Here is a 12,059-nt window from a genome sequence, read left to right as displayed (position 1 = left end):
TTCAAGATTGGCCGTTAAGCCAATCAAGACAACAATAAGGAAAAATCAGTGTGCACGCCCGTGGGTTCAAATCCCGGCGTCAATCTCCTTCTCGACTTCCAGTGCCGCGGCTTCATCGGTAACGAGAATATCCTCATGTCCGAATTTCAACACCGCGTGAATCGCCTTACCCTTGCCTTGACCCCCAGCAATGCCGATGATCGTCTCTGTCCGCATAATATCCTCAAGCCGCAGCCCGAGAGTAAGCATTTTGTGGACAACTTCACCATCTTCACTGAAGTAGTAGCCGAAGGATTCCGCAATCGCGCCATCTGCCTGCAAGTTCTGAATAGAGTTTTCATCCAGCTTGCGTCTTCTTGCCATCTCCATGGCATCTCCGATGCCGTGAATAATGACTCGGCAGCGCCTGATCACATCCACGATCTCCTGGATATGCTGATCCTGCACCAGAGACTGATAGGCATCCTCGCTTAGCAGATCCGGTACGTGAAGCAATCGGTACTCAGCTCCAACGCGCTTTGCCATCTTGGAAGCAATGGTGTTCGCTTGAATCTCCACGCTCTCCCCAAGACCGCCCCGCGCTGGCACAAACCAAGTGCTTGTCAGCGGTTCGCCGCCTGGCAAAGAGGACATCTGCTCGGCCACTTCGGCGAGCGTGGAGCCGCCGGTTACGGCAATCGTATCTCCATCTTGGACAAAACTTAGCAGCGTTCTTGCTCCGGCCCGGCCAAGCTCACGTTTGACTTCCGGAGATGACTCACTGTCACCGGGAATAATGACCACTTTACGAAGCCCGTAAGCCTGACGAATCTTCTCTTCCAGTTCAACCAGTCCGAATAACTCATTCATGACCGGCTCCAGTTCCTCCAGCAAGCATATCCCTGAGCTGCTGATGCGCATGCCAAGCGTTTCAATCTCGATCAGCCCTTGCGCTTTCAGAAGATCAGTCTCTGCTCTGAGAACACGCTCGGTCATCGAGAGTGATGAAGCCAATGTTCTTCGGCCAACAATTCCGGACAACTTGATCTGATGAAGGATGGTATACCTTCGTTTAAGAGTGTCCATCAGATCCGGCAGAAGCTGCTCTTGTATTTCTAATAGGTTACGCATGCATTCCACTCCTGCAAACTTCGTCTCGGCTCTTCTCTAGCTGGTCGTAAAATGTCCCAGTTGAACTTTTTAAGTCCCACCTTTATTCTAACCAATAATTATGCCGGTTGCAAGTGTCCGAAAGTATATTTCTCTGCCCCGGGCATTCTTATACATTATGGCCAAGTACTGGCTCGTCTATATAATAGGAACAAAGTTTTGTCTGCTATTGTATTTTTTAAATAGATGCGGTATAATCAACTTCGTTGCTAATTTTTTTTGCGCCCGTGGTCCAATGGATATGACGTAGGCCTCCGGAGCCTGAGATCGAGGTTCGATTCCTCGCGGGCGCGCCATTATAACTTTTATTCTCTATACTGATTACCCTAAAGCGCCCATGACGGCTCTTTTTTTTACCCAATAGTTTGACTATCTTTGACTTTTTGATTTAAATTGTTTATCATGTGGGTAATACGGTAACAGTATTTATATGAGGTACTTAAGAGGAGGTTTTCCACGTGAGTTTTATACCTATGGTCGTTGAACAAAGCAACCGCGGTGAGCGGGCGTACGACATCTATTCCAGATTGCTGAAAGACCGCATTATCTTCCTCGGCTCCGACGTAAATGACGTGGTCGCCAATTCCATCATTGCCCAAATGCTGTTCTTGTCGGCTGAGGATCCTGAGAAGGATATTCATCTTTACATCAACAGTCCTGGCGGTTCCATTACCGCAGGTATGGCGATATTCGATACGATGCAGTTCATTAAGCCGGACGTTTCGACGATCTGTGTCGGCATGGCTGCTTCCATGGGCGCATTCCTGCTCAACGCAGGCGCTAAAGGCAAACGTTACGGTCTGCCTAACAGCGAGATTATGATTCACCAGCCGCTCGGCGGCGCACAAGGTCAAGCCACGGATATTGAGATCCGTGCTCGCCGCATCCTCAAAATGCGCGACAAGCTGAACCGCATCCTGTCCGATCGCACTGGCCAACCGCTGGAGCGCATTGAGAAGGATACCGATCGCGACTACTTCATGACGGCTGACGAAGCCAAAGAATACGGTCTGATTGATCAAGTATTAGAGAATACACCACCGCAAGGCTTATAAAAGAAATGAAGTAAAGGGCAGGCGCCGTTATCCGGTGCCTGCCCTTTCTTATCCTCTGGATCATTGAAAACTTTGAGTACTAAATAGTGAGAATATCCCCTCCGGTCGCTGTTGAAATCGGGAAACTTGAATGAATGGATAGGGAGGTTTCCCGATTTCAAAGGCGAACGCGTTGCTCCTCCAAGGATACCCTCACTTCGGTACGTTTTTTTCAATAATACATAAAGACGGAAAGGACATCCCCCTCCTAAAAGGCCTGCCTCTAACTTGTGGGGAGGGGAATAGAGGAAAGCCCGGGCAGGGTTCCTTTGCACGGGCAATCGGATTGCGTAAAGCCTAATAATGCACGGATGCGAACCTCTAGGTAAACGAAAAACCCCCTGATCGCAGGTAAGGAGAATACACGCTCCACACTCAAATGATCAAGGGATTTTCGTAACTCGTTCCAGTACAGTGTTACATTAGGACAACATCATGTTTCTAACAAGCTATAGTATGAAAATAAATGATTGCAGTTTACACAAACCGCTACCGTATGCTCTTACTTCCACTCTTTCAGCTTCAACTCAAACTCCGGAAATCCATAGGCATACGCGGTGTACTCATAAAGCTGGAAGTACAGCACCGCAGCATTATCCTTCACATAAAAATCAGCATCGGCAGGCACGCCTTCAAATCCGCCGAGGTAGCCTCCTTCTTTTTTCAGCTTGTTCAGCACAAGGTTGTTCAGCTTCTGTTTGTTCTTGCCCTGCATGTTGATGAAATCGCCCAGCTTCATCTGCTTGCCATCCTTCAAGGAGAACGTGAAGCTTTTACGGAAGGTCATGCCATGGGCGCCACCCGTGTAGGAATAATCGTATGCTGTAATGCTCAGGATATCATTCTGGTTATAATGGACCACGAAATCCCCACTGAACTCGTAAGGGAAACTGGATTCCGATGGCGGGAATTCCTCAGCATTCCCTTCGGCACCGGTGATTACGCCGGACGCATTTTCCTTCAGTACTTTATTGATCTCGGCTTGCGCCTCCGCATTTGCAAGTCCACTGATTACAGGATAGTTCACAACGGCATCCACGCCCTGAATCTTTTTCTTCAGCGTAGCCGATTTGATCGTAATGTCGTTCTGTTTCTTCTGCGTCATGCTGAGTGTTTTCACGGAAGAGTTCCATTGTCCCTGAACACCCATGTATTCGCTGACCGTTTTGAATGGCACATACAGACGACCATTAATGATCTGTCCCCCAGGCTCGCCGGCATACGAACCGTTCACCAGAATACCGATTTCAGTTGAATCATATACGATGGCACTCAGTTTGTTATAACCGTTGCCCAGTGTATACGTACGTTTTTTTGCATCATATTTAAGAGGCATTCCCAGGCCGTCCCGCAAAGCGGTTGCCGGCACATAAGTTACCCCGTGCAGCACGAGACCTTTCTGTGACAGGGTCTTGCCATTCCATTTCAGTACGACTTCATTCTTCGACGATTTTTGGCTGGCGGAAACGGGTGCCTTAGCGGCGCTTGCATCGATGACCTGTCCGCTCAAACCCAGACCGCCAAGCAGGACGCTAGTTGCAATTAATGATGCACATACACGTAATTTAGGATTCATATCAGAATTCCACCTTTGTTAAATTAAGTTTCCGTTAGTTGTTAATCTATTACCCTTAATCATTATAAGGAAAGCTTTCAATGTATTGGTAACAAAGTCAATGACAATTTTGATTCCATGCCTCGGGACCTATACGTTCGTTTAATCCTTCTGCATGAATGCTTTTACGCTTAGAAATACACCGAACAAGAGAGCGCATGTACCCGCAAGCAGCAGCAATTCACTGCCTTGAACAACGTAAGCTAGAAGAATCAAACCGATGGCAACGAGGGCTGTGAATACTCAATAACAGCAGATACAGCGCGCTTTTCCTGAAGATGTTCAGAAACAACACCGCTGCTGCGACGGCAACGATTCCTGCAATAACCAACAAGCCCATCACATCGCTCAAGCCGCTTTCTCCTTTTCCTGATTAAACGTATCGAAACCTGGTTTAAGTTATTTGCGTCCTCCTTTATATATAACAACGAAACGGGCCACGAAGTTGTGGTTTGATTCATATAAATCGGCTATTTCTTCCTATTCCGGGACTAAGGGCCTATTCTTTACAAACAAAAAAGAGCCTGCCCCCAATGGGACAGACTCTTTTTATTACAAAAATATGAAAATGCAAGCCCTATAATTAACGACCGCTCTTCAGTTCAGTCCATAAACGATCATAGATCGAGAGCGAGTCACCGACATTATCCAGCCATTCGGTACGGCCCAGCTCTTCATCTGTCAGGTTGATCATCGTATTGGCGCGGTATTCCTCGCTATGGAATTCCATCGCTTTGGTGTTCGGATTGCTGTATCCGATAAATTCATAGTTTTTGGCGCTGACCTCAGGCTCCATCATGAAATTGATGAATTTCTCGGCCAGCTCTTTATTCTTGGCACCCTTAGGAATCGCGTAGTTATCAGAGAAGATGGTAGCCCCTTCTTCTGGCACGACATAAGCCACATCCGGATTCTCAGCTGCAATAAAGGCCGCATCTCCGGACCAGACCGTAGCAATCCAGCCCTCTTCTTGGATCATCTTCTGCTTGATGTTATCCGTATCAAACGCTAACACATTCGGCAGCAGGTTCTTCAGCTCATCCGCAGCTGCGGTGATTTCCGTTTCATCTGTGCTGCTGTTGGACTTTCCTTGCTTCTTAAGCGCCATGCCAATCATTTCGCGGTTGTCGTCCAGAAGCAGGACTTTACCTTTGTATTCCGGGTTCCAGAGGTCTTCCCAGCTGTTGATTTCGTCCTTCACATACTTCTTGTTATATGCAATTCCCGTTACACCGGACGTGTAGACAATCGAATATTTATTGCCCGGGTCATAAGAAGGATCTTTGAAAGTATCCGTAAGATTGACGAAGTTCGGGATATTATTCATATCAAGCGACTCAAGCAGCTCCGATTCAATCATCGTTTTGACCATATAATCGGACGGCTGAATGAGGTCATATCCACTGCCGCCAGCCTTGATTTTAGCCAGCAGGTCTTCATTGTTTGCGTAATTGTCGTAGGTTACCTTCACGTCGAACTTCTCTTCGAAGTCCTTCAGCACCTCGGGATCAAAATTATCCGCCCAGCTGTAAATATGAAGCGTCTCCTTATCCGAGCCGCAGCCGGCCAGCAGTCCTACAGACAATACCGCAACCATGCCTGCCGTCAGCAGGCGGGTCCATCTTGATTTTTTCAATTCAATATCTCCTCTCTTTCCACTTCCATGTTTTATTTCGAAAAAAGCGTTCTATCGCTTAAATCGGTAATGTTTTGTGTTTCTTCTGTCCGTTGCCGCGGTTAAGAATATATTGGGCTAACAGAATCAGCGTGATGCTGACCAGAATGAGCAGCGTACACAGCGCGTTAATCTCTGGCGAGATGCCGCGCTTCACTTGAGCGTAAATATAGATCGGCAGCGTCGTTGAGCTTGGGCCGGCGACAAAAAAGCTGACCATAAAGTCATCCAATGAGAGCGTAAAAGCAATCAAGGCGCCGGAGATAATGCCCGGTGCAATCTGCGGCAGCGTGACGTGCCGGAACGTCTGCCAAGGCGTAGCTCCCAAATCCTGCGCCGCTTCACCGAGTTGTTTGCCCATTCCAGACAATCTGGCCGTAACTACAACATATACATAAGACATACTGAAGGTGATATGGGCTATAATAACGGTCGTTTTACCGAGCGGCATATTGAGTTGACTGAACAATACCAGCAGCGACAGCCCCATAATAATATCCGGGATAATGACCGGCAGATACAGCAGCCCATTCATACCGCTGCGACCTCTGCGCCCCATACTCCGAAGCGAGAGCGCCGCTGCGGTTCCGAGCAGGGTGGAAACGATCGTCGATATGACCGCCACCGTCAAACTGTTCATCAGCGCTTCCATCACGTGCCGGTTTTCGAATAGCGACACATACCATTCAAGCGTAAATCCTTCCCAGTTGCCGCTAAGCCGCGTGTCGTTAAAGGAATAGATGATGATCATGATGATCGGTATATAGATGAAAGCCATCATAAGGAAAGAGTGAATTCCAAGCAGCGGATGATTCTTCTTCTTCACTTATCTCTCCTCCCCTACGCGTTGATGCCGGGCTTGCATCGCCCGGTTAAAGAGCAGGATCAGCACCAGGGACGTAATCACAAAGATCACCGACAACGCCGCTCCAAAGGGCCAGTTGCGCGCACCCAGGAACTGCTGCTGAATGATATTACTGATCATGGAGGACTTCGCGCCTCCCAAAATATCCGTAACTACAAACATCCCGGAAGTCGAGACATAGACCAGAACCGCTCCAGTCATGATGCCGGATTTGCTCTGCGGCAAGGTAATGTGCCGGAATGCTTTCCACCTGGAAGCGCCCAGATCGCTGGCCGCATCCAGGAGGCGCTTGTCCATCTGCTCCAGGGCCACATAAATCGGCAGCACCATGAAGGGGATGAAGTTATACACCATCCCGAGCAGTACGGCGCCGTACGTATACAGCATCTGAATCGGCTCGTCGATCCATCCCATCCACAGCAGCAGGCTGTTCACCACGCCTTGGGTCCGAAGCAGCAGGACCCAGGCATAGGTGCGGATCAAAAAGTTGATCCAGAACGGGACCGTGATCAGAATTAATCCCCAGGTTTGGATACGCGGGGAAGCGTTGGCTATATAATAGGCCAAAGGATAGCTGACTAACAAGCAGATCACCGTAGTCAGCAGCGACAGTACCAAGGTATCCCAGTAGATCCCCAAATATAATGGATCAAAGAAGGTCTTGTATCCTTCCAGACTGAAGGAAAACACGACGTTCCCCAGCGAATCCCGCGAGAGAAAGGAGATGCCGACCACGATTAGCATCGGAACGATCAGGAACAGGGATAACCACAGCAGGACCGGAGTCAATAGGAACCTTGATTTCCTCATGATCCGATGATCACCTCATCTTTGGCGTTCCAGTTCACCCCAACCCGTTCGCCAACCTCCCATGGCTGATCATCCGAGATATCGAGGGCAATCATGACCTTCATCGGCTCATCATCCAGTTGGACCAGCAGTTTATGAACGCTGCCGAGGTACTGCACATCCTCAATCACGCCGCTCTTCTTGGCACCCGATTCCCGCTGGGGAATGAGTTTCTCCGGCCGCACGGCAAAGAGACCTTCTGGCGAGGAAAAAACGTTATTCTCCCCTACAAACGTAGCGGCAAACAGCGTTTGCGGTCTTGCATAGATCTCGCGCGGCGTACCGATTTGCTCTACCCGTCCATGGTTCATGATGACGATCCGGTCGGAGAGCATCATGGCTTCCTCTTGGTCGTGCGTTACATATACAAACGTTATCCCGAGCGTCCGCTGCAAATGCTTGAGCTCGGACTGCAGATTCTTCCGCAGCTGCAGATCCAGTGCGCCAAGCGGTTCATCCAGCAGCAGCACCTTCGGTTTGTTGGCAATGGCGCGGGCGATGGCGACGCGCTGCTGCTGTCCACCGGACAGCTGGTGCGGGAAGCGTTCCCGCAGGGCGGTCAGCTGCGTCATGGCAACGGCTTCGTCCACCCGCTCCTTGATGAGTTGACGCGGCATTTTCTTCATTTTCAACCCAAAAGCAATATTATCTTCTACGGTCATATGCGGAAACAGAGCATAGTGTTGGAATACCAGATTCAAATCCCGCTTGTTCGCAGGCATTTCCGTCACATTCTGATCCGCCAGCCAGACCTGCCCTTTGGTTGGCTGTTCGAATCCTGCTATCATTCGGAGAATCGTCGTTTTGCCGCAGCCGCTGGGGCCCAGCAAAGTCAGGAATTCCCCTTCTTTAATGGAGAGCGACAGCGGATGCACGACCGCTTGTCCCTGAAAATGCTTCTCGATCTGGACAAGTTCAATCACATGCATCAACCCCTTCTTCAAAATGTGACCTGTTCCATGTGTACATTCCTGCTAACCAGGATGCACAAAAACGTTCCCCACTAAGAAGAAACGGTCCTACTGCCTGTTGTGCTCAGGTTGGCAGAATCCGTTTCTTAAAGGTGGAGGCGGCTAAAAGTCTCTACTAAGAAAAAAAAGCCATATCCATGGGTATGGCTGTAACGTTCAGATCAAAGTTCAGTTTTTCGCATATTCACTATACCTCGTTTTCCCCCTATACACAACACTTTTCTGTGTATTTCGACAGGGGAAGGGACGGATGTGGGCCCTGATTATGGTATTTCATTTTTCAAAAAAGGATACACAAAAAACCGTCCACCCCGGTAATACCCGGATGAACGGTTTTCTGTATTCTAAGTCATAAACAGCTGCTACTTCAGCTCATATTGCACGTACAGCTGCGTCGAGATCTTGATTTCGCCCGGCTTCACGGATGTGTTTGCGCCCGCGTCCGCTGCCGTGGATTGTGCTTCCAACGCCATTTTTTCGAGACCGTAGATGGTATCTACACCAACGGAACCTTCCACAATGTTCAGCACGATACCCAACTGGCGCTTGGAGGCTTTTGCCATCGCCTGAGCTTTCAGGTCTGCATTCGCCATCGCCTTATCAATCACTTGGGCCTCGAACGCATCGCGGTTCTCAACCGAGAAACGTGCGTTTCCAATGGAATTGGCGCCGGCATCGGACGCTGCATCAAGCACATCACCGACTTTGCTTAAGTCGCGAAGCGTGACTTCCAGAGAATGATACGCCGAATAGTTTTTCACTTTACGTCCATTATCATCAGAGTACGTATAGTTAGGCTGTACATAGAACTGCTCGGTTTTGATATCCTTGTCATCGATCTTCCAGGTTTCTTTCAGCAGCTTCGTAATCTTATCCATTTTCTGTGCGTTGCTCTTCTGTGCAGATTTTGCGGTTTCCGCATATGATTCAGCCCCGATGGAAAGATATACGATATCTGGCTTCACCGAGATCTCGCCTTTACCGAGTACGGTCAGAAGGTTTTGCTGTGCTGCCTCCGCCGCATGCACCTCGGTTGCCCCGCTCAATCCTACTACAGCCGTACTTCCAGTCAACAGTGCACCTGCAATCATGATGGAACCTACTTGTTTGACCCATTTTTTCATTATTGTCAGCCTCCTTCAATATTGGCATCGCTGCCATGCTTGCCTTACCCTTCTAACGTGAGGGCATTGGTAAATGTTGCATCCGGATTGGAGCGTTTTGAGATTTTTCTTCAACTTATTTCGGTACGCCCCATTTAATTGGTATATCTAGGCATGATTGGTTGATTAGCAAAATAAGATACCCAATGAAGAAGACGGCAACTGTTTAATAAGGAAGCCTTAATGGGTAACTAACTTACATCGGTGTTTAAAAAGAGGAGGTCACTATGAAATCATTCCGGATGTTATACGCGTTCATGTCACTGCTGATACTCATGGCAGCGGGCATGCCATACGGGGCGGCAAGCGCCGCGGCAGAGCCAGCCTCCGGTAAAACCTATCAGATCGGAACGGACATTACGTTTGCCCCGTTTGAATTCCAGGATGCAAGCGGCAAATTTGTCGGTATCGACATGGATCTGCTGGATGCGATCGCAAAAGACCAAAATTTCAAATATGAGATCAAGCCGCTCGGCTTCAATGCGGCGGTTCAGGCGCTGGAAGCCAATCAGGTCGATGGAGTTATTGCCGGCATGAGCATCACGGATGAGCGAAAGCAAAAATTCGACTTCTCCGAACCTTATTTTAACTCAGGTGTGGTCATGGCCATTCGCCAGGATCAGGAGTCTATTAAAGGGTATGAGGATTTAAAAGGAAAAAAAGTCGCCGTCAAAACCGGTACGGAGGGCTACAGTTTTGCTGAATCCATATCCTCCAAATACGGATTCACCATCGTGCCTTTTGACGATTCGGCCCAGATGTATGACGATGTCAGGACCGGCAATTCCGTTGCCTGTTTTGACGACTTCCCCGTATTGGCTTATGGAGTCGAACAGAACAACGGACTGAAGATCGTCACGGAAATGGAGCCCGGCGCCTCCTACGGATTTGCCGTCGGCAAGGGACGGAACCAGGAGCTTCTGGAGAAATTCAATGCCGGCTTGATCAACCTGAAGGCAAGCGGAGAGTATGAACGTATTAAGGCAAAATACATTGGCGAAAATGCGGTAGGCGCCGCGAATCAAAGCCGCTGGGAGCTGATCGTGGAGTCGCTGCCTTCGCTGCTGAAGGGCCTTGGCAATACGCTGCTGTTGACCATCGTATCGCTGTTCTTCGCGTTTTTCCTAGGGTTGATATTCGGTTTTATGAAGGTTGGACGCAATAAATGGCTTCGAGGCATCGCAACTGTATTCGTGGATATTTTCCGCGGCATACCGCTGCTGGTCCTTGCCTTCTTCATCTATTTCGGTATTCCGCAAGCGCTCGGGTTCACGATGTCGCCGATCGTGGCAGCTGTCCTGACACTTAGCCTGAATGCCGGTGCCTATGTCACGGAAATTATCCGGGGCGGTATTCAATCCATTGACCCTGGACAGCTGGAAGCTGCCCGTTCGCTCGGTCTGCCATACCGCAAAGCCATGATGAAAATCATCATTCCCCAAGCGATTAAGGTCATGATCCCGACCTTTATTAACCAGCTGGTGATCACGCTCAAGGATACATCGATCCTGTCGGTAATCGGCCTGGTCGAGCTGACCCAATCCGGGAAAATCATCATCGCAAGAACGTTCGCTTCGTTTGATATCTGGCTCGTGGTCGCCATCATGTATCTGGTCGTGATTACCATTCTGACCAAAATTTCGGGCCGTCTGGAAGGGAAGGTGCGTCATGGATAAAATCCGCGTAGAAGGACTGAAGAAGAATTTTGGCACGAACGAGGTGCTGAAGGGCATTAACATGCAGGTTCAGGAAGGCGAGGTTGTCTGTGTCATCGGGCCCTCGGGCTCCGGCAAAAGCACCTTCCTGCGCTGCATCAACCGACTGGAGGACATTACGGCAGGCAGGGTGTTCGTGCATGACAAGGATATCAATGACCCTAAAACGGACATCAACAAGGCACGTGAAAACATCGGCATGGTGTTCCAGCACTTTAATCTGTTTCCCCACTTCAATGTGCTGAAGAACATCACGTTTGCCCCGGTCGAGCTGGGCAAGCAGAGCGCGTCCGAGGCGCGTGCCACGGGGCTGAAGCTGCTGGAGCAAGTAGGACTCTCCGATAAGGCGGAGGCCTTCCCCAGCCAGCTGTCGGGCGGTCAGAAGCAGCGTGTTGCGATCGCCCGGGCCTTGGCGATGAATCCGGACATCATGCTGTTTGACGAGCCGACATCGGCGCTGGACCCGGAGATGGTCGGCGAAGTGCTCGGCGTCATGAAGGATCTGGCGCGCGAAGGCATGACGATGATGATCGTCACGCATGAGATGGGCTTTGCCCGCGAGGTTGCGGACCGGGTGATCTTCATGGATGGCGGGTATATCGTAGAGGAAGGCCCGCCGGAGGAAGTATTCGGCAGACCGAAGCATGAGCGTACGATCAGCTTTTTGGAGAAGGTGCTGTAATGGTGCAGCTAACCTACCTGTAGCAACCGTTGCCGTATGGCTGCACGTACCTTGCGGGTTGCTCCCTGTGCGCACTGCTCCCTGTGCGCACGATGAGTGGCCGAGGTGCACTCAACGCTGATCATCTTGCAGCAGCCATTATTACACCGCGCGGGAAAGGCACGCGGTAAACACGGTGCGTGGCCTCGGAATGTGCTCAGCTGTCGAGCATATTCATGTGCATTGAACCCTGCTTTAGTGGAGCTAACGGACCGAGAGTACCTTATTTGATGGGAAATGGG

Annotated in this window: 11 protein-coding genes and 1 tRNA gene; 4 read left to right on the top strand and 8 right to left on the bottom strand. The window is 49.8% G+C overall.

What is annotated here, in order from left to right; all coding sequences use genetic code 11:
- Positions 1 to 66: 66 nt before the first annotated feature.
- Positions 67 to 1,110 carry a sugar-binding transcriptional regulator gene (locus tag M4D81_RS25955; protein ID WP_071219496.1) on the bottom strand — a complete coding sequence of 348 codons (1,044 nt, stop codon included), beginning with the start codon at positions 1,108 to 1,110 and terminating at the stop codon, positions 67 to 69.
- A 260-nt stretch (positions 1,111 to 1,370) separates the two neighbouring features.
- Here M4D81_RS25955 and M4D81_RS25950 point away from each other — a divergent pair.
- Positions 1,371 to 1,445 (top strand) — tRNA-Arg (locus M4D81_RS25950).
- Between the two features lie 162 nt (positions 1,446 to 1,607).
- Positions 1,608 to 2,204, top strand: coding sequence for an ATP-dependent Clp endopeptidase proteolytic subunit ClpP (gene clpP, locus M4D81_RS25945; protein WP_006207581.1), 597 nt, complete (start codon positions 1,608 to 1,610; stop codon positions 2,202 to 2,204).
- A gap of 541 nt (positions 2,205 to 2,745) precedes the next feature.
- On the opposite strand, the gene M4D81_RS25940 is transcribed toward clpP, so the two are convergent.
- From M4D81_RS25940 to M4D81_RS25910, 7 genes are all read right to left on the bottom strand, one after another.
- Positions 2,746 to 3,819 carry a PdaC/SigV domain-containing protein gene (locus M4D81_RS25940; RefSeq protein ID WP_260068524.1) on the bottom strand — a complete coding sequence of 358 codons (1,074 nt, stop codon included), beginning with the start codon at positions 3,817 to 3,819 and terminating at the stop codon, positions 2,746 to 2,748.
- 220 nt (positions 3,820 to 4,039) lie between these two features.
- On the bottom strand, positions 4,040 to 4,210 hold the full coding sequence (locus M4D81_RS25935) for a hypothetical protein (protein ID WP_260068523.1): 171 nt from the start codon (positions 4,208 to 4,210) through the stop codon (positions 4,040 to 4,042).
- Between the two features lie 231 nt (positions 4,211 to 4,441).
- Positions 4,442 to 5,494, bottom strand: a complete 1,053-nt coding sequence (locus M4D81_RS25930; RefSeq protein WP_311200708.1) for an ABC transporter substrate-binding protein — start codon at positions 5,492 to 5,494, stop codon at positions 4,442 to 4,444.
- A gap of 58 nt (positions 5,495 to 5,552) precedes the next feature.
- Entirely contained in the window at positions 5,553 to 6,359 is an 807-nt protein-coding gene (locus tag M4D81_RS25925) for an ABC transporter permease (RefSeq protein ID WP_311200707.1), read from the bottom strand.
- Positions 6,360 to 7,208: an ABC transporter permease gene (locus M4D81_RS25920; protein ID WP_260068522.1), complete on the bottom strand. Its 849-nt coding sequence runs from the start codon at positions 7,206 to 7,208 to the stop codon at positions 6,360 to 6,362. It lies immediately after the preceding gene.
- Complete coding sequence (locus tag M4D81_RS25915; protein ID WP_311200706.1) at positions 7,205 to 8,176, bottom strand: ABC transporter ATP-binding protein; 972 nt, start codon at positions 8,174 to 8,176, stop codon at positions 7,205 to 7,207. Before M4D81_RS25915 ends, M4D81_RS25920 begins: the two co-directional genes overlap by 4 nt.
- 404 nt (positions 8,177 to 8,580) lie before the next feature.
- Positions 8,581 to 9,342: an SIMPL domain-containing protein gene (locus M4D81_RS25910; protein ID WP_260068521.1), complete on the bottom strand. Its 762-nt coding sequence runs from the start codon at positions 9,340 to 9,342 to the stop codon at positions 8,581 to 8,583.
- A 326-nt stretch (positions 9,343 to 9,668) separates the two neighbouring features.
- Between M4D81_RS25910 and M4D81_RS25905 the strand changes: the two genes are divergently transcribed.
- Together M4D81_RS25905 and M4D81_RS25900 are read left to right on the top strand one after the other, a co-directional pair.
- Positions 9,669 to 11,057, top strand: coding sequence for an amino acid ABC transporter substrate-binding protein/permease (locus tag M4D81_RS25905; RefSeq protein ID WP_260068585.1), 1,389 nt, complete (start codon positions 9,669 to 9,671; stop codon positions 11,055 to 11,057).
- Positions 11,050 to 11,778 (top strand): amino acid ABC transporter ATP-binding protein, encoded by a 729-nt coding sequence (locus tag M4D81_RS25900; RefSeq protein WP_260068520.1) that lies wholly within the window; start codon positions 11,050 to 11,052, stop codon positions 11,776 to 11,778. Before M4D81_RS25905 ends, M4D81_RS25900 begins: the two co-directional genes overlap by 8 nt.
- Positions 11,779 to 12,059: the final 281 nt, after the last annotated feature.

This window comes from Paenibacillus sp. p3-SID867, assembly GCF_025142895.1.
Classification (GTDB): domain Bacteria; phylum Bacillota; class Bacilli; order Paenibacillales; family Paenibacillaceae; genus Paenibacillus_AQ.
The sequence above is the reverse complement of the archived record's forward strand: the minus strand, read 5'-3'. Positions and strand labels throughout refer to the sequence as shown.

Bases quoted from the DNA above. Each gene is read 5' to 3' on its own strand.
- M4D81_RS25955 (WP_071219496.1), bottom strand. From the start codon at position 1,110: ATGCGTAACCTATTAGAAATACAAGAGCAGCTTCTGCCGGATCTGATG.
- M4D81_RS25940 (WP_260068524.1), bottom strand. From the start codon at position 3,819: ATGAATCCTAAATTACGTGTATGTGCATCATTAATTGCAACTAGCGTC.
- M4D81_RS25920 (WP_260068522.1), bottom strand. From the start codon at position 7,208: ATGAGGAAATCAAGGTTCCTATTGACTCCGGTCCTGCTGTGGTTATCC.
- M4D81_RS25915 (WP_311200706.1), bottom strand. From the start codon at position 8,176: ATGCATGTGATTGAACTTGTCCAGATCGAGAAGCATTTTCAGGGACAA.
- M4D81_RS25910 (WP_260068521.1), bottom strand. From the start codon at position 9,342: ATGAAAAAATGGGTCAAACAAGTAGGTTCCATCATGATTGCAGGTGCA.
- M4D81_RS25905 (WP_260068585.1), top strand. From the start codon at position 9,669: ATGCCATACGGGGCGGCAAGCGCCGCGGCAGAGCCAGCCTCCGGTAAA.
- M4D81_RS25900 (WP_260068520.1), top strand. From the start codon at position 11,050: ATGGATAAAATCCGCGTAGAAGGACTGAAGAAGAATTTTGGCACGAAC.